Origin of the sequence: Halomicronema hongdechloris C2206, assembly GCF_002075285.3 — a bacterium.
GTDB lineage: Bacteria > Cyanobacteriota > Cyanobacteriia > Phormidesmidales > Phormidesmidaceae > Halomicronema_B > Halomicronema_B hongdechloris.
Map to the genome: position 1 here is coordinate 3236845 of NZ_CP021983.2, position 19016 is coordinate 3255860.

Annotated in this window: 17 protein-coding genes; 8 read left to right on the forward strand and 9 right to left on the reverse strand. The window is 55.7% G+C overall.

The features are described from left to right. Positions 1 to 40: 40 nt before the first annotated feature. Positions 41 to 1765, reverse strand: a complete 1725-nt coding sequence (locus XM38_RS14700; RefSeq protein WP_088430244.1) for a diflavin flavoprotein — start codon at positions 1763 to 1765, stop codon at positions 41 to 43. Between the two features lie 276 nt (positions 1766 to 2041). Here XM38_RS14700 and XM38_RS14705 point away from each other — a divergent pair, with 276 nt between their 5' ends. After that, positions 2042 to 2929 (forward strand): tRNA (5-methylaminomethyl-2-thiouridine)(34)-methyltransferase MnmD, encoded by an 888-nt coding sequence (locus XM38_RS14705; protein ID WP_088430246.1) that lies wholly within the window; start codon positions 2042 to 2044, stop codon positions 2927 to 2929. Between the two features lie 244 nt (positions 2930 to 3173). Here XM38_RS14705 and XM38_RS14710 read toward each other — a convergent pair whose 3' ends face one another. From XM38_RS14710 to XM38_RS26030, 4 genes are all read right to left on the reverse strand, one after another. After that, positions 3174 to 7385, reverse strand: coding sequence for a response regulator (locus tag XM38_RS14710; RefSeq protein WP_187329417.1), 4212 nt, complete (start codon positions 7383 to 7385; stop codon positions 3174 to 3176). Between the two features lie 55 nt (positions 7386 to 7440). After that, positions 7441 to 8445 carry a phosphate/phosphite/phosphonate ABC transporter substrate-binding protein gene (locus XM38_RS14715; RefSeq protein ID WP_088430251.1) on the reverse strand — a complete coding sequence of 335 codons (1005 nt, stop codon included), beginning with the start codon at positions 8443 to 8445 and terminating at the stop codon, positions 7441 to 7443. Positions 8446 to 8482: 37 nt separating this feature from the next. Then, positions 8483 to 9472: a response regulator gene (locus XM38_RS14720; RefSeq protein ID WP_088430253.1), complete on the reverse strand. Its 990-nt coding sequence runs from the start codon at positions 9470 to 9472 to the stop codon at positions 8483 to 8485. 363 nt (positions 9473 to 9835) lie between these two features. Further along, on the reverse strand, positions 9836 to 9973 hold the full coding sequence (locus XM38_RS26030) for a hypothetical protein (RefSeq protein WP_187329418.1): 138 nt from the start codon (positions 9971 to 9973) through the stop codon (positions 9836 to 9838). 217 nt (positions 9974 to 10190) lie between these two features. On the opposite strand from XM38_RS26030, the gene glmU reads away from it, so the two are divergent. Beyond that, positions 10191 to 11558 (forward strand): bifunctional UDP-N-acetylglucosamine diphosphorylase/glucosamine-1-phosphate N-acetyltransferase GlmU, encoded by a 1368-nt coding sequence (gene glmU / locus XM38_RS14725; RefSeq protein ID WP_080810217.1) that lies wholly within the window; start codon positions 10191 to 10193, stop codon positions 11556 to 11558. Positions 11559 to 11578: 20 nt separating this feature from the next. Here glmU and XM38_RS14730 read toward each other — a convergent pair whose 3' ends face one another. Further along, positions 11579 to 12280, reverse strand: coding sequence for a Uma2 family endonuclease (locus XM38_RS14730; RefSeq protein ID WP_080810215.1), 702 nt, complete (start codon positions 12278 to 12280; stop codon positions 11579 to 11581). Between the two features lie 911 nt (positions 12281 to 13191). Between XM38_RS14730 and XM38_RS14735 the strand changes: the two genes are divergently transcribed. After that, on the forward strand, positions 13192 to 13677 hold the full coding sequence (locus XM38_RS14735) for an outer membrane beta-barrel protein (RefSeq protein ID WP_080810214.1): 486 nt from the start codon (positions 13192 to 13194) through the stop codon (positions 13675 to 13677). Positions 13678 to 13735: 58 nt separating this feature from the next. On the opposite strand, the gene XM38_RS14740 is transcribed toward XM38_RS14735, so the two are convergent. The 3 genes from XM38_RS14740 to dapF are packed head-to-tail and all read right to left on the reverse strand — an operon-like array spanning position 13736 to position 16254. Next, positions 13736 to 14617 (reverse strand): 4-hydroxybenzoate solanesyltransferase, encoded by an 882-nt coding sequence (locus tag XM38_RS14740; RefSeq protein ID WP_080810212.1) that lies wholly within the window; start codon positions 14615 to 14617, stop codon positions 13736 to 13738. A gap of 56 nt (positions 14618 to 14673) precedes the next feature. After that, complete coding sequence (surE, locus tag XM38_RS14745; RefSeq protein WP_080810210.1) at positions 14674 to 15357, reverse strand: 5'/3'-nucleotidase SurE; 684 nt, start codon at positions 15355 to 15357, stop codon at positions 14674 to 14676. Positions 15358 to 15399: 42 nt separating this feature from the next. Continuing rightward, positions 15400 to 16254 carry a diaminopimelate epimerase gene (dapF, locus tag XM38_RS14750; protein ID WP_080810235.1) on the reverse strand — a complete coding sequence of 285 codons (855 nt, stop codon included), beginning with the start codon at positions 16252 to 16254 and terminating at the stop codon, positions 15400 to 15402. A gap of 374 nt (positions 16255 to 16628) precedes the next feature. Between dapF and XM38_RS14755 the strand changes: the two genes are divergently transcribed. From XM38_RS14755 to XM38_RS14770, 5 genes are all read left to right on the forward strand, one after another. Next, positions 16629 to 16850, forward strand: a complete 222-nt coding sequence (locus XM38_RS14755) for a hypothetical protein (protein ID WP_080810209.1) — start codon at positions 16629 to 16631, stop codon at positions 16848 to 16850. A 229-nt stretch (positions 16851 to 17079) separates the two neighbouring features. After that, positions 17080 to 17163 (forward strand): Hfq-like protein, encoded by an 84-nt coding sequence (locus XM38_RS29025; protein ID WP_391540812.1) that lies wholly within the window; start codon positions 17080 to 17082, stop codon positions 17161 to 17163. A 46-nt stretch (positions 17164 to 17209) separates the two neighbouring features. Beyond that, positions 17210 to 17281, forward strand: a complete 72-nt coding sequence (locus tag XM38_RS29030) for a hypothetical protein (protein ID WP_391540813.1) — start codon at positions 17210 to 17212, stop codon at positions 17279 to 17281. Between the two features lie 3 nt (positions 17282 to 17284). Next, positions 17285 to 18172: a M23 family metallopeptidase gene (locus XM38_RS14765; protein WP_088430255.1), complete on the forward strand. Its 888-nt coding sequence runs from the start codon at positions 17285 to 17287 to the stop codon at positions 18170 to 18172. 226 nt (positions 18173 to 18398) lie between these two features. Beyond that, on the forward strand, positions 18399 to 18947 hold the full coding sequence (locus tag XM38_RS14770; protein ID WP_080810205.1) for a late competence development ComFB family protein: 549 nt from the start codon (positions 18399 to 18401) through the stop codon (positions 18945 to 18947). The last annotated feature ends 69 nt before the right edge of the window (positions 18948 to 19016 follow it).

A 19016-nucleotide genomic window follows, 5' to 3' on the forward strand; every position in this document is an offset into this window, starting at 1 on the left:
TCCCCGTTGGGAGCACTCCGGATCGGACCTGGGGCCTGGGTTAATAATAGGTGCCGACTTTACGATGATGGACGGCGGTGATGCCATCGGGATTAGAGACTCTGCCATCCTGGACCGTGCAATAGACCAGCCAGTGATCGCTCATTTCCATGCGAGTGGCCACCTGGCACTCTAGATAAGCCAAGGCATCAGCTAGAATTGGCACTCCATTCTGGGCCAGACGGGTGCGCACTCCAGCAAAGCGGTCGGCCCCTGGCGGGAAGCGTTTGAGGAAGTGCTTCATCAAGGGTAGGTGACGCCCCTCCTCGAGCACATTGAGCACGAAGGGATCACCCACTTGCATTAGGGATTCGATGGCCCGATCCTTAGCCACCGATATGGTAAAGCCCAAGGGCTCAAAGCTGGCCTGGGAGACCCAAGAGGCCACCATGGCGCTGCTGATATCACCTTGTTTGGCCGTAATGATGTAGAGACCACTGCTGATGCGGCCCAGGGCCTTTTGCAGATCGCCATCCAAGGCTTTCAGTTGCTTCAGACGATCCTTCTGGCTTAACAATTGGCCAAAGTCGGTGCCCGTCTCTTCACAAAGCTGGTAGGTGGCTTCTGTGGGCGTGTCTTTCAGGCGAATCGGAGCAAAGGCGGGCGTGACATCCAGTTCCTGAAACCTACTCATGAGGGGATCGATGGGGTCATCGTCGCCGCCGTAGGACTCGAACAGGCCGATGGTTTGCTTACTGTGGACGGCGGCCAGAATGGTCCCTAGGGTGGCTTGGGCCTGCTTGGCCCGATCGCCAGAGGAGGGAGGCATGCCAATGGCTACACCGTTGGCGCGACTCACCAGTTCCTGCACCTCGTGGGTGTCGGCACCGCGCATGTCCATCATTTCGACGGCCACACCGGTCTTGGTGATGCCTCGGGCAATGGCCTGGGAGATGCGATCGCTGTAGCCGTAGTCGGAGATGTAGAACACGGCCACCAGAGTCTCGGCTTGGCTTTTCGCTTGACTCCAGCGGCGATAGCGCCCGGTCAGTTCTTCTACGTTGTGCCGCAGTAGGGGACCATGGCCAGTGGCGATGGTCTGAATAGGAGCATCAAGGGCATCCATGCGCTTCATGGCCGAGAGCACGGAACGGGCGTTGGGGGCCATGAGGCAGTCGTAGTAAAACCGAAAGTCGGGAGAAATGGCCTTTAGGTCTTCGTCGTAGAGGTCATCGCTGCAGTAATGGAGGCCAAAGGCATCGCAGGTGAAGAGGATGGCCGTCTTAGGATCGTAGGTAAAGATGGTGTCGGGCCAGTGCAGGTTGGGAGCATTGATGAAGGTCAGTTCATGGCCCTGGCCCAGATCTAGCACATCACCGTTTTTGACAACCTGCCGTTGGAAAGGGCGATGGATCAGGTTTTCTAGAAATGCGATCGCAACCTTAGCGCCCACCACCGTCGCCTGGGGAGCCAGTTCCAGCACATCTCCCACCAGCCCACTGTGATCGGGCTCCGTATGGCTGATGATGATGTAATCAATGCGCTTAGGGTCAATTTGCCCCGTCAGGGTATCGAGATAGAGTTGGCGAAACTTTTCATGGGAGGTATCCACCAGAGCCACCTTATCTCCTCGGATGATGTGGGAGTTGTAGGTAGTGCCATTCTGCAGTCCAAACTCAATGTCGAAGCGATCGCGATCCCAATCTAGAGAACGTATAGTCGTCATCTCTGGGGCAACATCAGCCACCTGCATCGTCAGGCGTTTAGGCTGCACGCTAGTAACCATGGGAGTCCTCCTCAATACCTACGCCGTTCCAAAGCAATTCTCTAGAGTGGCTAAACGACTATGGCCCTGTTCCTAATCACCCTTTTTAGTCCAGTCTCTAATCCAGTTCCCAGCTAGGGTAGCCATAGGATTTTTTACTTAGTCCTATTCTGGCGCAAAAAATGTAACGCAAACGTTACAATTGCTTATTGGTTCTAACACCTTAGCTAAAGGGTCACCATCTGTCAGTGTCCTGCAACGCCCCTAAGACCCTCACAGCCGCCCTGGGGAAAGACTATGGTCCATCATCCACTGGTTCCCTACGACGATTTTGCCCCAGAGCTTACTGCTGATGGCTCCTTCACCTTTTATTCTGAGACCTTCGACGAAGGGTTCCACAGCGCCGCCGGGGCCTATCAGGAAGCCCGCCACACCTATGGAGACAGTACCCGACTGTGCCAGAAAGCCTTTGGCTCACGGCTCTGCCTGCTAGATGTCTGCTACGGTCTGGGCTACAACTCTGCCGCCGCCCTAGACATCATCTGGCAGACCAATCCCACCTGTCGAGTCACCCTGGTGGGTCTAGAACTAGATGCTAGGGTGCCGGTGGCCGCGGTAGAGGCCGGATTTACTGAGGGATGGTCCCCTGACACCCAAGCTATCCTGAAGCAGTTGGCCCATCAGCACACCATCCAGACTGACTACCTCGAGGCCCGCCTATTGATAGGAGATGCTCGCCAAACTATCCAACCGCTTGTAAAGAGCGGGTTCCAAGCCGACGCCATCTTCTTCGATCCCTTCTCACCGCCCCACTGTCCTCAACTCTGGACCGTAGAATTTATTGCTCAGGTGGCTCACTGCCTCAAACCCGCAGGCTATCTCGCCACCTACTCCTGTGCTGCCGCCGTCCGTACCGCCTTTCAACAGACAGGATTAAGCATTGGTGCCATCCCTGCCGCTGGTCGCCGCTGGTCCGGTACCCTGGTTAACTGGTCGGGCATAGGCTTACCTGCCCTGACTCAGCGAGAACAGGAACACCTGGACACTAAAGCAGCTGTTCCTTACCGCGACCCCACCCTGAAAGATACCGCCGAAGCCATTCAGCAACGCCGCCGCCAGGAGCAGCAAACCTCTCCCTTAAGACCGACAGGGCAATGGCGCAAGCGCTGGCTAGGACGGACCTAGTAAGCGGTGGCGTAAGTGCGATTACTATCCATTGACTGGAGAGGTAGGGAGCAGGGGGGCAGGAATGGTCGGTTTAACGTCCGCCATGAAGTACTAGTCCCGTGTGTAGGCGATACCAATTCTCTCAATTCCAGCGACACATAGAGCCTCGACTATCCAGTCCCACTGTGTCAGTGAACGCACGAATTCAGGAGCCAGTTGAGTGAACCAGTGATCAACGGCTTGCTGCCATTGCCCAGTAACGCTATTGCCCGGTCACGGCAAAGGTAGACAAGGCGGCTTCGACGTGGCTATAGTGGGCTTCAATTTCCGTGACGATGGCTGCCCCATGGGTTAAATCGCCCTCTTTGCCGATTCCCTCCAGCAAGCGGCATCGTTCTGCAAGCGACACGGCTCCTAAACTGGCACTGCTAGATTTCAACTTGTGGGCTGCAAAACTCAGGGCGCTTGCATCTTGGTGAGCGATCGCCGTTTTCATGGTTTGAATCAATGCTGGGGTTTCTTCTACAAAGATGTCGAGCAGCATTGTCAGGCAGTCACGGGAATTGGCTCCCATGGACGCGAGCGTGGTTTGCAGGGCACCGTAGTCAATCATGGGGACGCGGCTACCGGAGGAGTCGTCTTCAGCGACGGGCTCGGGGGTGGGCAGGACAGGAGGTTGGCGATTCGTCAGGTGAGAAGACCCACGAGTTAGGGCCTGGATGAGATCGTTGAACCGAATCGGCTTGCCGACATAGTCATTCATCCCCGCGTGCAAACACCGTTCCCGATCGCCTTGCATGGCATTTGCCGTCATGGCAACAATATAAGGGCGCTCTACCGCCGGATAGCACTCGCAAATCTGTCGGGTGGCCGTGAGTCCATCCATTTCAGGCATCTGCACATCCATCAAAATGACATCATAGAATTGGCGACTGATCGCATCGAGCACTTCCAGTCCGTTAGCGACGATATCGGCTCGATAGCCCAGCCGTTGAAGTAGTTGGATGGCAAGCTTTTGATTCACCCCATTATCTTCTGCAACCAAAATTTTAAGGGGAAGTTTCTCTGCCAATTGATGATCCAGCTCAAATTTTTGTGGTTCAGAATACTGAATCCGGATGGGCTGCTCGTGAACGATGCCAATCAGCGCGTTGAATAGCTGAGACTGCTTGATGGGCTTATTGAGAAAGGCTGCGAAGTGCGCTTTAATCTGCTCCTCGTCCATCTCGTACTGACCAATCGAGGTCAGCATCACCAGCGGTAAGTGGCGATAGAACGGTTGTTGATGAATCGCTTGAGCCACCATCAGGCCATCCATGTGGGGCATCTGCATGTCAAGAATGGCTAGATCGATCTCGGGATGGCGGGTTAAAATCTCTAGTGCTTCTGTTCCCGATGCAGCCACATGGGGAATCAAACCCCATGATTGGGTTTGTCGCATCAGGATTTTGCGGTTAGTGTCGTTGTCGTCTACGATCAGCACCGCTTTCTGTTGCAGGTCGTGAGCGCTGCTGGTATGGATCCCATGATTTTGCTCCAAGGCTTTGATGGTGATGGTGAAAAAGAAGGTGGTTCCCTCGCCGACCTCACTTTCCATCCATATCTTGCCGCCCATTAGCTCGACCAGCTGTTGGCAGATGACTAGCCCCAGCCCGGTACCGCCATATTTACGGGTGGTGGAGGAGTCGATCTGGCTAAAGGGCTGAAAGAGTCGATCCATGCGTTCAGCCGGAATGCCAATGCCCGTATCCTGGACCGAAAACTGGAGCGATCGCCAATCCTCGGTCTGAGCCTCTCTGGCCAGTCCATCTGAGGGAGAGCAGGTCGAAACCCGAGCCACAATCTCGCCCTTGGGGGTAAATTTGACCGCATTGCTGAGCAGGTTCACCAGGATTTGCCGCAGTCGTGCCACATCTCCCAGCACCAAATCAGGCACATCGTGATCAATTTGATAGGCTAGCTCGAGCTGCTTTTCGGCTGCTTTTGCAAACAGCACATCAAAGGATTCTTCCACACAGTCCCGAATCTCAAAGGGATGTTCTTCCAGCTCTAGCCTGCCCGACTCGATTTTCGAGAAGTCTAAAATGTCGTTGATAATCGTGAGCAAGGCATCACCGCTGCTGCGGATGGTTGCGGCAAAGTCTTGTTGGGTAGGGGTCAAGGGCGTGTCTAACAAGAGCCCTGTCATGCCGATCACCGCATTCATTGGCGTGCGAATTTCGTGGCTCATCATGGCTAGAAATTCACTCTTGGCCCGGGTGGCTTCCAGGGCTTCGTCTCGTGCCTGCGCCAGGTCTTGAGCGGCCAACTGCCGCTCAATTTCGCCTCCAAGCCATTGGGCCATCAGCATCAACAGTTCTTTGTCGAGGGACTTAAATGCTTTTTCGGTGGCCAGGGTGCTGTAAAAGTGCAACGTGCCGTAGATGGCGTCATTGACGATGATGGGGGCACCGACATAGACCTCGATGCCAAAGGCGCTATAGCAGGGGTGATGGTGCCAGTCGGAGTGCTCGGCACGGTTGATAAAAATGGGCGATTGCGCCTGGATCACATTGTGACAGTAGGTCTGTTTCAGATCTAAAATCGCTCCCCGGGTGATGGTGCCAGTCGGCCCCTGGCTGAGCACAATTTCGTAGCGATCGCCCTCAATTTTGGCCAGGGCCCCCACTTCCAGGTCAAACTGTTGCCGCCCCAGCTCCAAAATGGCTTGCAGCGTACGGTCAAAGTCGAGCTGATGGGCAGAGGTGACTTCATAGAGCGATCGCAACAGGGCTTCGCTGGCTCTCAGATTCTGCTCAACCCGCATCCGTTCCCGCAGTTCACTCTGCGACTGCCGGTACAGTTCAGACTGTTGGGCCGCGATCGCCACTTGCATTCCCAACTGCCGCAGGAGATCGACTTCTGTCTCATGCCAGGCCCGTGCCCGGTCGCACTGATGGGCAATCAACAGACCCCACAGCTGGTCGGTTTGAATGATGGGAACGATCAAACTCGCCTTGACCTGCAGCGTTTCTAACAATTCGAGTTCACAGGGCTTAAATCCAGCCGTGTAGACATCACTGACGTTGCTGATACCCCCCGTCTGGTAGAGTTGGGCACAGGTTTTGCCAAAACAACACGGATCATTGATGGAGATGTCAAAGATCGATTGCCAATCCTCCTGCACCGATTCCGCGACGATTGCACCACTCCAGTCGGCATTGAAGCGGTAGATCACGACGCGATCGCTCTGCAGAAATTCCCGGACTTCGGTGACGGTGGTGTCGAGGGTTTTGTCGAGATCCAGGAATCGGTAAATTCGCTGCGTAATGCGGCCCAGTAACCGCTCTCGTTCGACCTGCTGCTCGAGTTTCGCGGCTGCGAGCTTGGACTCGGTAATATCTTCATAGGTCCCCACAATGCCGATGATGTTGCCTGCCGCATCCGCCAGGGGCACCTTGCTGGACTTCAGCCAGCGCCGAGTCCCGTCTGCCCTGACGTAGAGTTCTTCCTGATCGAGTTTGCACTGGTTGTGCTCCATCACCTGGCAATCATCGGCATAGTGCCGTGGGGCCTGGTCTCGCCAGGGCAGCCGGGTGTCATCCAGGCCGATGATGTCGTCTGGGGTTGAGACACCGGCGTCGTGGGCAAACCTGTGGTTGCCGCCGAGATACTGCCCCTGGCGATCTTTCCAAAACACTGCCTGGGGGATGCGATCGATGATGCTTCTCAGCAGGATTTCTTGCCCTTTGATATCTTTTAGGGTTTGCTGCAGCGTCGTTGCCATGGCATTGAACGCACGCTGCAGGCTGCCAATTTCGTTATGGCGCTTGATCGTTGCTCGGCGATCGAGATTGCCCCTGGCCAGGGCGTGAGCCAGTTCATTCAGTTCATTCAGCGGGGTGAAAATCTCACGCTGAAACAACACCAGGGTTGAGGCCGTGACCAGAACACTGATGATCAGGACGGCGATCGCCTCCGCCACGATCTTATTGACAATTTCTCGTTGAAGCTGCCGGGTCGAATAGCCGAGACAAATTTCGCCGAGGAGCTCGTCTCCCGCTTGAATCGGCACCCGAATTTCACGAATGTCGGACGATTGCTGAATGGTGGCAATAACCGATAGGGGTTCAGACGAGGGGGACGCCGCGATCGCCTTGGCGACGTAAGGATTTGCAGCATTGAGGTATTGGGTCAGGGCATCCCCCGTGGGAGACACGGCCACACTGTAGACAACAGCCCCATCCCTGTTGATCTGCTCCATCAGACGCTCAAGGGCCAGAAAGTCCATCCTGAGCAGGGCTTCAGAGCTGACTCCTTCTAAAAGTCGGACTCTGCTTTCAAGCCTTTCTTCCAGGTTCTGCAAACGCTCTGCCGATTCCCGGCGGGTGTGAATGGCTTGAACCGAGAATTGCACCCCCATGAAAATGGCGAGGGTGGCGCCCAGATATCGCACCGCGATGCTGTTTCTAATCCCGTGTTGCCGCCGCACCATACCAGTCGTCCTCCTCGTCATTGAGTGCTCAGTGATTGTCGGGGCAGTGCCCATCCTAGTCGGCATCCCAGCTCTTTAGCTGTAAGGTTTCAATCAGCTCGTCAATGGGTCGGTAATTGACGGCATCCACAAAGCCTTCCAGGTTGGCAGCCGCCAGGGCGGGATGATCGGGCGGCATCGCCAACAATGCGGCTCCCACCGCATCGGACAGGGCCGGGTCGGTGTCGCTCAAGGCGGCGAGGGGCCATTCTGGGTAAAGGGTCGTGGTGTGGGGATAGACAAAGTCATCCCTGGCCTGGTCGAGGATTTTGATCCCATCGGCGTCAGGCAACAGTCCGTTTTTTACCATCTTTTCCAGCTGTCCCGTGCGAATGAAGCCGGCGTCGATCGTCCTGTTGAGAACGGCCAGTACAATGCTGTCCTGGGATGGATTTTCGATGAACTCGCCAAAATCCTTGAAGGGATCAATCTCGGCCTGGCGCAGATGATGGATCTGAAACAGGCAGCCCGCAGCAGCCGTCTCAAAATCGACGCAGGCCACTCGCTGGCCCCGTAGATCCTCAAGGGACTGCAAGGCACTATCGGCTCTGGCAATGATTAACCCGCTAAATTCACTGCCTGATCTGGGACGGGAATGGGTCACTAAAAACTCTGTGTGATAAAACCGCTGCACCTGCACGGCGGCCAGGGGGTTGGTGGCTATGAAGTCTATCTCGCCCGCTGCAACGGCTGTAAACTGGCTGTCTTGGGTCAGCGCCACCAGCTCAACGGGACGATCGAGAGTCTCTGCCAGGTAGTCAATGAGCGGCTGGTAGCGTTTGTGCATGGATAGGGCACTATCAATGGCAAGGACCCCAACCCGCACGGGGCGCTGAACAGCGACCATTCCCGGTGCCGATGCTGGGACTCGGGTCACACCATCAGAGGCAGTATCGCGACTCGGATCAGCGAAAGCCTCGGGACGCTCGGACGACGAAGGCTGACCACAGGCACTCAACCCCAGCAGGCATATCAGGCTGATAACACCAGCAGTCGAGACGGCAGCAGGATGAATGGGCATGAGTAAACGGGCTCCTGAAGAATGGGAGTGGGGTAACTTAAGACCCGTGTCGTGGAGGATGACTGTCAAACGGGGTGATCAGCTGACCCGCACTGAAAGCGGCGATGGCATCTCGTCCATTGCGTTTCGCCTGGTACAGGGCTTGATCGGACCCTTCGATCAGGACAGCGGCTGCGATGTCTCGGGTGGGAACCGTGCTGGCTACTCCCTGACTGATGGTGACGTGGGAACTGACTGAGTTTGGGTGGGGAAGGGCAAGGATTTTGAGCTCTGCTCGGATGGCTTGGGCAATGCCCATGGCCCCGTCGAGCCTAGTATCCGGCAGGATAATGGCAAATTCTTCGCCACCATAGCGGGCTACGATGTCGGTCGCCCGTTTGGCAGCATGACTCAAGACCTGGGCGACTCGCTGCAGGCAGGCATCCCCGGCCTGATGCCCGTAAATATCGTTGTAAGCCTTGAAATAATCGACATCGCATAGGATGAGCGAGAGACTCGTCTGATAGCGCAGCGATCGCCTCCACTCACGCTCGAAACAGTCATCGAAGTAACGACGATTGGCTAGGTTGGTCAGCTGATCGGTAATGGCAAGCTGATGGAGTTTTTGGTTGACTAATGCGAGTTCCCGGTAAAAATATTCCTTCTCCAGCAGGTTCCTGACACGCCGTCGCAAAATCGGCCAGTGAATGGGTTTGGTCACATAGTCCGTTGCTCCTAGGTCAAATGCCCAATCGACCGATGCCTTGTCTTCCAATCCGGTAATCATGATGATGGGGGTTTGCGCGGCACCGGGTAGGGTAAGCAGTTTTGCACAGCAATCAAAGCCGTTCATGGTTGGCATCATGGCATCGAGCAACACTAGATTAGGTTGCTGCCGCCCGTAGACGCTCAGGCACTCTTCTCCGTCGCTGGCTTCTATGACTCGGTATCCTTCCTGGGTTAGGGCTTGACGCAGCATTGTGCGCGTCAATCGATCGTCCTCAACCAGAAGGATCAAAAACGATTCGGCTTGAAAGGGCATGGACATTGGTCAACCGTCACGGCTACTCCCTTAAAATTCCCTGGTGGTCGGGGGGGATAACGGTAGCTTGTTTAATCAGGGTAGGAACAGACCTCTGAGTAGTCTTTGTGACGTTACGCCATGCGATCGCACAGACAGACAACATCGACCCGAGGGAAAGAGATGAGTCAATTGGTCGGAAATCACTGAGCCGAGAGCAGGGCCTGTCCCAGGATCAGTACCACCAGCGGTAGAGTGACATTATCAATGTCCTTAAACGGCAGGACTTCTATAGCGTTGGCCAGTCAGCTTAGGACATGACTGATCGCCCAATGGCCCAATTTAGGCAGGCTGACTGGCTCGCCACCGCACAAAACATTGTGGCAGTGGCTATACCAGGGTGGCCGCCGCTGCGATCAAGGCCGTTGCGATCGCAGTTTTGCCAAGATCAAATCCCGGCTGGAAATAGCCCATGCGGTTGAACAGCAGCAACGCCCCATTCCCAAACAAAAAGCTGGCCAGGAACATGGCCTTGGGGCCCGCCCAATATCCACGGAGTCGGAGAGCGGGTGTCGCTCTATATGTCCTGACTCTCCAGGCCACTGAAGATGCCTCACTTAATTCACATTAGGCGTGAATTGGGTATTAACCCATTTAATAGAGCCGCCGCTTTTGGAATCCACTAAAGAAGCGCGATATACTCCCTTGCAGCAATATTGCAGCGATCAGTCAATAAGGGGGAGACATGGTAGCGGTTGCGATCTTAGCTGCCGGCAAAGGCACGCGGATGAAGTCCAACTTGCCTAAGGTGCTACATCTGGTGGGGGGGCAATCCATGGTAGAGCGAGTCTTGGGAAGTTTGAGTGAGATTGATCCCGACCCTCGCCTGATTGTTGTGGGCTATGGCCGTGAACACGTGAAAGCCACCCTGGCCTCTCTGCCAGGATTAACCTTTGTAGACCAACTGGAACAGCTGGGCACTGGCCATGCCGTGCAGCAAGTCATGCCTTACCTGGGCGACTACGCCGGAGATTTGCTGGTCTTGAATGGAGATGTGCCCCTGTTACGGCCTAGCTCTTTGAAAAAGCTGGTCGACCTGCATCAACACCATGGCAATGCCGCTACCCTACTCACAGCCCAGATCGCTGACTCCAGTGGCTATGGGCGTGTTTTCTGCAGTGAGGACAACCTCGTCACTGAAATCGTGGAGCATCGCGATTGCAGCCCAGCCCAGCTCAAAAATCCCCGCATTAATGCCGGGGTGTACTGTTTTCACTGGCCTGCCCTGAAACAGATCCTGCCCCACCTACAGACCGATAATGACCAAAAAGAATACTATCTCACCGATGTCATCCAAGAAATGTCCCCCGTAATGGCGGTAGATGTAGACGATCCCCAAGAAATCCTCGGCATCAATGACCGTAAGCAATTGGCGGCTGCCTATGCGATTCTGCAGCAACGGATTAAGGACCACTGGATGGCCGCTGGCGTCACCTTAATTGATCCCGACAGCATCACCATCGATACCGAGACCACCCTGGAGCCAGATGTGGTGATTGAGCCCCAGACCCACCTACGCGGCAAGACCACCATCGGTCGGGACAGTCATATCGGCCCCAACTGTTTGATCGAGAATAGCCATATTGGCTCTAATGTCACCGCCCTGTATTCCGTCATCAGCGACAGCACGGTACAGAGTGACAGCCGCGTTGGTCCTTACACCCACCTGCGGGGCCAAGCAGCCATTGGCCAACAGTGCCGTGTCGGCAACTTTGTCGAGATTAAGAAATCCACGGTAGGAGATGGCACCAACGTGGCCCACTTGGCTTATCTAGGCGATGCCACCCTAGGACAACAGGTGAATGTGGGGGCAGGTACCATCACCGCCAACTACGATGGCTACCAGAAGCATGCCACCACCATTGGCGACCACACCAAGACTGGCTCCAATAGTGTTTTCGTGGCCCCCGTTGCCATTGGCCAGGGAGTCACGGTGGGGGCTGGCTCGGTGGTCACCAAAGATGTACCGGACGATTGCCTGGTGGTGGCGCGGGCACCGCAGAAGGTGATTCCGGGTTGGCAACCCAAGTCAGAGCGACAGTCCTCAGACTAAGCCCAGCCACATAGCAACTTTCAGGTATCGAGAGGGTCAATGCCCTGCGCTTTCATTTGAGCCCGGAGGCGCTGTAGTTCCTGCTCTGCCTGCTCTGCCCGCTGGCGTTCTTGTGCCGCTAGCTCCTCGGGGGAGGGAATTAATTCCCCATCTGGGGTAAAAAAACGTAGCTTGTTTTCATGCACTCCCAGGTAAAGTTCCAGTTGATTGCTCCAGAGCCAGCCTTGTCCAGTGGTAGGAATGGGTTCATAGCGACCATCCAACAGGTGGAAGCCTTCTAGCTCAAACGTATCGGGATCAAACCAAAAGTAATCGGGGGTACGAAAGATGTTTTGATACAGGACTTTTTTAGGCCCCTTGTCGACCTGCTTAGTCGAGGTGGACAAAATTTCTAGGATTACGTTGGGATATTGGCCTTGTTCATCCCATACCACCCAGCTGCGACGATCTTTTTTCTCGGTGCCTAGAACCACAAAAAAGTCCGGCCCCCTAAAATCGCGGGATTTGAGCTGCTGCTGATTGTAGTAAATCGTCAAGTTACCGGAAATGTAAACATCGTTGCGATCGCACCACCACCCGCGCAAGATTCGAATCAGTAGGTCGATTTGGTCCCGGTGAAAATCGCTTTCCAAGGGCGGTTCATCACTCCAGAGATTGCTCGGGAGCCACTGCACGTCATCGGCTGCAACCGCTTCAGTAACCGAGGCTGTGGGCTGAGACATAGGTGAACCTCCCGCAGAATACATCCATTGTATGCAACTACCCATGTATGCAATTACCCAGGGGCCTTCAGCATGTCACTGCAGATTGGCCCCTGGCACTCGCTCTAGAGTTAGATCACATCCAGCTGATCAGCCTCAAAAAACTAATGCGGATTTGATATTGGGTAGGTGATATAGCAACCGTGCCTATGCTTAGGACGGTTGCGGTCAGGTAGCTCCCTAGGCTAGGCATGGGAGCGATTCTCAATGTCCTAAGCTACCTGACAAACGCAATAGCTATTCCCTGTGCCGGTTGGTAAAGGCTGACTACCCCGTGGCGGTGGGTGCAGCGGTAGAGGGTCAGGACACTGAAGCACCAGAGGTCGGTTAACGGCCGCAGTGCAATGCAACTAATGGTGTTTGCAGCCAGGTGTCAATAGCAGCCTGGGGAGCTGGCATGGCTGCCGCCCTTAAAGCCAGCTGGGGAAGTGGCATAGAACTGCCTTAGGTTGGCCGGTGTAGTCGTTACAACATAGATACAGCCTGAGCACATCCTAAAAGCTCATGGCTGCACCCCAACGGCATGGGTCTACCTATGATGACGACCATATCCCCCAGCCTCAGACCTGAGACAAGCTTCCTGATGATGTAGACGTGGACTTTGGTTGGGTCCCGTTTAGATCTGACGGGTTACCTGCCGGAAGCCTCGATCTAGAGCTGGCTTGATTATAGACCTGTGGGTCGTTGTTTGACGTTTAGATCCTGCTGTTCTGCATTAGATAGACAGGCGCAGGGCCGAGCGCCTGCCGTGAACGGGCAGATTGGCAGGAAAACACCCAATACCCATTGACTAGGTTCGGTTGGTTCTACGGAATCAGGCGGGGACCGTTGGTGGCGTGCAATGTAAACACGACTTGATTTGGAGAACTACCATGACTATTCGTCTCTTTGCTACCCTGTCCGCTGGTGTTGTCGCGGCTGCGATCGCAACTCTGCCGATGGCCGCCCAGGCCCAAACCGCCCCCACCGACTACGACTATGTTGGCGTCGGTGTCGGTGTCGGCAACGTGGGCGATAGCGATGTCGGCTTTGCCGTCAACAGCAAAATCACCCTGGGCGATAACGTCTCCTTGCGGCCCGGGGCCATCACCGACTTTGACTTCGACGATGGCCAAACCCACGTCCTGGTGCCCATTACCTACGATTTCAACCCCGTTACCCCCAACGGCAAGCTATTGCCCTATGCTGGGGCCGGGCTCTCCGTAGAAACGGGTGAAAATGAGGAAGTGGGGGGCCTCCTCACCGCTGGGGCCGACTATCGCCTCACTGAGCAGTTGACGGCCAATGCCGCGGTCAATTGGTCCATTTCCGATACCAGTCCCGTCAACGGCGTCATCGGAGTGGGCTATACCTTCTAGGCTCACCCCGATCGGATATCGATCTCCATGGGCCGAGGGGCGCACTGCGGTGCGCCCCTCAGAGCATTCCCAGAATCATGCCAGCCAGAAGCAAAAACCCCAGCCAGACATTTTGGCGAAAGATTTGGCCATAGCGCTGAGGAGGCGGGGCATATTGGCTGAGTTGAAAGGTCTGGCGACCCCAGATTAACAGTGCGATCGCCAGGGCTAACCAGTAGGCCACTCCTAGGCCCATAACCCAGCCCAGGCCTCCTAGGCATAGGCCAGATCCGAGAAAGCATAGCCCCACCATCACCGGGGTGCGCCGCCCGAAAAATAGTGCACTGGAGTGAATGCCTAAGCGCCGATCATACTCTCGATCGGGGATGGCGTAGACCGTATCGAATCCCAGGGTCCATAGTAGCGTTGCTACCCAGAGTAATGCCATCGGGGCTTCCAATCGACCCGTCACCGCTGTCCAGGGAATCAACACGGCGAATCCCCAGGCTATCGATAGCACCAACTGGGGTACTGGAAAGACTCGCTTGGCAGTCGGATACAGCACGATCACCGGCACCGCCACTACACAGAGCCAGAAACTGAGGGGATTGAGATAGAGGGCCAACCCGTAGGCGCAGAGAAACGCGGCTAGGGCCACTACGATGCCCACTGGCACCGACAGAGTTTGTGCCGCCAAGGGCCGTTGGCGGGTGCGCTCGACCTGGGCATCAATGCGGCGATCCCAGAGATCATTGACCACACATCCGGCCGCGCTCGTCACTAAGCTGCCTACCACGATCACCCCCACCAGGGGCCAGGGAGGCCCCCCTCGGGCTGCTAAAAAGACTGCCCATAACGCGGGCACCATCAGGATTAAACGTCCCGTGGGTTTATGCCATCGCAGTAGCCGCACAATCGCACGCCAGGTCGGTTCAGACCGCTGAATTTGGGGGCTAGTCATACCAGCTCAGAACACGCAAAGGGGCCACTCTCAGCATAGCGGTCGGGCTCAGATTCTCACCATAGGTGAATGGGGGTGACACTGATCTGTCCGCCGAAACACACCGCCACATCCGAATCAGGGTCATACCGCCGTTGACTGTAGTCCCCCACGTAATGGAACTGATCGCCCTCGACCACGAAGTCAGTGGGCAAGGGCTGGGTGCATAGCGGACAAAAGACTAGCTCCGGTTCTGGGTCTGCCATGGTCAGGTGCGGCAGGTTGACATTCCAGAACTGCCCCGCCTTGGGAGGATGTGCCAACAGCCGTTCCAGCACCTTGGTGGCCAGGCGAATGGCCAAGGTCCAATCGATGGGCCGCCCTCGGTGGATGTAGTGGGACAGGGCAATGCCGGGTATCCGCAATAGGGCTGCTTCCCGTACGGCAGCGACAGTACCGGAGACATGAATATCGGCCCCCAAATTGCCGCCCGCATTAATGCCCGAGAGCAGCCATTGGGCCTGAGGGTAGAGATGGCTGAGGGCAACTCGGGTACAGTCGGCGGGAGTACCGCCGATGGCATACTCATCGCAGTGGCGAGCACCAATGGTAATCGGCCCGCCTCGATTGATTTGATGACTACAGCCGGAGAGGGGCTGCTCGGGAGCAACAATGGCGGCGGCGCGACCATTGAGGGCTTGACGCAGGGCCATAATCCCAGGTGCGTCAATGCCGTCGTCATTGGTTAATACGATGGTCACGGAATATATACAGCCTCGAGACATGACTGGCAGTGTAACGCCTTAGGCCTCTACTTGCCCCTGGAAGACCCGTTCAGCCGGCCCAGTCATGTAGATACGGTTGTTGGCTGACCATTCAATCTGCAAAGGGCCGCCAGGGAGCTCAACGGTAGCGGTGCGATCGCATCGGCCGGTGAGCGCTGCAGCCACTAGGGCAGCACAGGCCCCAGTACCACAGGCCAGGGTAGCTCCTGCCCCCCGCTCCCAAACCCGCATTTTCAGATGCTTAGGGCCGATGATCTGAATAAATTCCGTATTCACCCGCTGGGGAAAGGCCGGATGATATTCAAATTGTGGCCCTAGAGTCACTAGGGGTAATTCAGCCACATCCTCTACAAAGGTGACACAGTGGGGATTGCCTATGTTGACGCCAGTCACTTCCCAGGTTTGACCCGCCACCCGCAACATCTGATCGATGACTTTTTGCTCACGGGCGACCAGGGTAGTGGGAATGTCCTGAGCCAGCAGCTTGGGAACTCCCATATCCACCTTGACCTGGCCATCGGGCTGTAATTCTGGAGTAATGGTGCCCCCCAGGGTGTGGATGCGGTAAGCATGGGGCAGCGTCGGTGGATGGCCTTCAGCACTCTCCAGGGCATCCAGAAACCTAGCCAGACAACGAATACCATTGCCGCACATCTCTGGCTCTGAACCATCGGCATTGAAGATACGCATGGTGTAGTCTGTATCCCTTTGGGCCGGCAAGGCGAAAATCACCCCGTCAGCCCCGATGCCCCGGTTGCGATCGCACCACCGCATCGCCTGCTCGGGTTGCCACACCGGCTCCGGCTGATGACGATTGTCAATCAAAATGAAATCGTTGCCCAACCCGTGATACTTCACAAATTCAACGGCCATGCCATGCTCCACTCGCCATAGGCTCATTCTAAGCTGACAGCCCCACCAGGCCGAAAGCCTTTTCCCAGCAGGTTTACCTGGACCATTTCTGACTAGATGCTAATGGCGCTTTTCTGAGCTAACAGACCAAATTCTGCTCCTCTGCTCCCTGGCGACTAACAGTTGGTTTTTAGATGGCTTTCTCTACGAAAACGGGTATGAGAACTGCTGCGCTACTCGCTTGGCGATGGGCTATCTCCGAATATTCACTAGAGCTTTACAGGCATTGTCCACAACTTCAGAGCATATCCAGACAAGTTCAGTAAACTTACAGAAGCTCGGCGGGTTGTGACATTGCAGAAGTTGACAGTTCTGATTATCTCGGAGGTAATTCGGTGGTTACACGTACCCTACTGGCTACCAGCGCCACTCTGCTGACGGTCGGGGCTACTGCCATGCTCCCTGCCGAGGCTGGAACCCTGACCCTGGGCGTATCTGGCAGTGGATCGGCCAATATTGGCATCAATTCCTTACTGGCTGGACAAACCTTTGGGGACTACACCACCAGAACCGGGGGTACTACTAGGTCTTTTGGGAATAGGCACGCTAGCGGTTAGGTCGCTGGCGCAAACCCAGAAAACTCATACCGTTTAGCTCGCCATTGCCCGGAACTCAGATCGATCACTGAGCCGTCTCTTACTTATATCGGGGCTCAGGACATTCCATCACCCAGCCATACTGCAGACCTTAGTTGATTCCTCCAGTCATTGGAACGGGAACGCAGGAATCGATTAAAATCGACTCACTCGTGCCGTCTCGATCCTTTCCCATGGCTTTCTGAAGTAGATGTCAACCTCCCCCCATGTTCGGCAGTTGCAGGCCTTCATTCGCGACCAACAGAGCTTGGAAATCAAACTAGTTTACCGGTGAACTCTTAACCGGTAGACTGCGCTGGCAAGATCCAGAATGTCTCTGTATCGACGACGGGAGTAACCAACCGACCCTGCTTTGGCGCCGTGCCATTGCCTATGTCCAACCTCAAGCATGACAAATCCCGCCGGCTTCCCGCCAACTTAGTCGCCGCCACTTACTCTGGGCCATCCTCGGCGGCGCCACAACCGTCAGCCTGGGACGTCCTCGGGCAGCCCTAGGTTATGCCGTGGACATTCGCCCTAGTGCTCCGGAATTGGGCGATACCATTGCCGTTATCGTACAGTCCAATCAGGGGGGGACTGCTCAGCCGACAGTGCAGCTAAACGGTCAAGCATTTCCGGTATTTCCCCTAGAAGCAGGGCGGTTTCGCGCCCTCTTGCCTACCAGCCCCTTAAATTCCCCCGGGCGCTATCTAGTCCAAGTGATAGGGGATGAGCCCACCCGTAACCTGGCCGTTTGGCTCAAGAACCGGCATTTTTCAGTCCAGCGCATCACTCTACCGCCGGATCGAGCCAGCATTGAAGGCACTCCCCACGAGTTTGAGCGCGTCGCTACTTTCAAGCAACTCGTTACCCCTGAGCGCCATTGGCAGGTGCCCTTTCTCAGACCCAGTCAGGGGCGGGTGAGTACTCCCTATGGGGTGCGTCGTTACTACAACGGCGTCTTTGCTCGAGACTACTATCACCGTGGCGTCGACTATGCTGCCGCCACTGGATCTGCCGTCATCGCCCCAGCCGCCGGTCGCATAGTCCTGGTCGGACGGGTCAGGGATGGATTTCGCCTCCATGGCAACACCATCGGCATTGACCATGGCCAGGGAGTGGCCAGCATTTTTATTCACCTCAGCCGCATTGATGTCACGGCAGGAGAAGTAGTACAGGCTGGCCAGCAAATTGGGGGGGTAGGCTCCACAGGGGTATCGACGGGTCCCCACTTACACTGGGGGCTATACGTTCATGGCGTTGCCGTAGATCCAGTGCCGTGGCGCTATGGGGGGATTGGGTGACACGATCAGTCCCTGTCCAGGTTCCGCCCAAAGAGATCGCGTTAATCCGATCTGGTTCTATGTCGGTAATCTGTAAGCCATCAGTAAATTCCTACTGAAAACCTGTGGGTTCCGCGGCAAGCAGGGGCACACTAACACCAGTACACCATATCCAACCAGAGGGGACATCATACCCGTTGCCGCCTATTGGCCTGGTCTAAGTAATCTCATAGGAGTGTTTAGGCAAATGAGTAGTATTGAGAAAATCGTTGAGCAGGCGTTGCAAGATGGCTATCTAACGCCGGCCATGGAAGCGGAAGTCGGTCGTATTTGTGATACTGCTTCAGAGCTCTCCATCGAAGAGTATATGGCCCTTGATCGACTGATGGGGGCGTTATTAACCGGGGAAGTAGTGGCTGTACCCCGCAAGCAATTTATCAATGTCATGGAAGAGTTGGTCCTCACTGAGGCCATCGCCCGGGTGGCCGAGATTGAAGCTAGTAGCGACCAAACCCTCGATTTGGGTGACATTGCCGCCTATGCCCTTAACCGCTTACCCCCCCTCTATGCCACCACGGAAGAGGGGGCGAATTTCCAGCGCAATAAAGCTCGGGCAGAGCTGGCTGGCCTGATCTCTGACGAAGTTGAGGAAGCCATCACCCGCAACCTCAACAAGCCTGAGTTCTACCCCGAACGCCAAAGCCTGAAGCGCAAGCCCACCGGGGACGATGTGCTAGGTCAGGTCAGCTCTCTGCTGAAAGACTATGCGCCCAAGTACGAAGAAGTTCCCAAGTAATGCCAACCAGTAGCCCATGGCATACGTTTAACGGTTGTGGTAAGGGGCAGGAAGCTAGGGAGTTGAGGC

Excerpts from the sequence above, each read along its gene's own strand:
- dapF (WP_080810235.1), bottom strand. The coding sequence starts at position 16,254 with ATGGCCGTTGAATTTGTGAAGTATCACGGGTTGGGCAACGATTTCATT.
- XM38_RS14715 (WP_088430251.1), bottom strand. The coding sequence starts at position 8,445 with ATGCCCATTCATCCTGCTGCCGTCTCGACTGCTGGTGTTATCAGCCTG.
- XM38_RS14730 (WP_080810215.1), bottom strand. The coding sequence starts at position 12,280 with ATGTCTCAGCCCACAGCCTCGGTTACTGAAGCGGTTGCAGCCGATGAC.
- XM38_RS14705 (WP_088430246.1), top strand. The coding sequence starts at position 2,042 with ATGGTCCATCATCCACTGGTTCCCTACGACGATTTTGCCCCAGAGCTT.
- XM38_RS14720 (WP_088430253.1), bottom strand. The coding sequence starts at position 9,472 with ATGTCCATGCCCTTTCAAGCCGAATCGTTTTTGATCCTTCTGGTTGAG.
- XM38_RS14735 (WP_080810214.1), top strand. The coding sequence starts at position 13,192 with ATGACTATTCGTCTCTTTGCTACCCTGTCCGCTGGTGTTGTCGCGGCT.
- XM38_RS14710 (WP_187329417.1), bottom strand. The coding sequence starts at position 7,385 with ATGGTGCGGCGGCAACACGGGATTAGAAACAGCATCGCGGTGCGATAT.
- XM38_RS29025 (WP_391540812.1), top strand. The coding sequence starts at position 17,080 with ATGTCAACCTCCCCCCATGTTCGGCAGTTGCAGGCCTTCATTCGCGAC.
- XM38_RS14700 (WP_088430244.1), bottom strand. The coding sequence starts at position 1,765 with ATGGTTACTAGCGTGCAGCCTAAACGCCTGACGATGCAGGTGGCTGAT.
- XM38_RS14740 (WP_080810212.1), bottom strand. The coding sequence starts at position 14,617 with ATGACTAGCCCCCAAATTCAGCGGTCTGAACCGACCTGGCGTGCGATT.
- XM38_RS26030 (WP_187329418.1), bottom strand. The coding sequence starts at position 9,973 with ATGTTCCTGGCCAGCTTTTTGTTTGGGAATGGGGCGTTGCTGCTGTTC.
- glmU (WP_080810217.1), top strand. The coding sequence starts at position 10,191 with ATGGTAGCGGTTGCGATCTTAGCTGCCGGCAAAGGCACGCGGATGAAG.
- XM38_RS14770 (WP_080810205.1), top strand. The coding sequence starts at position 18,399 with ATGAGTAGTATTGAGAAAATCGTTGAGCAGGCGTTGCAAGATGGCTAT.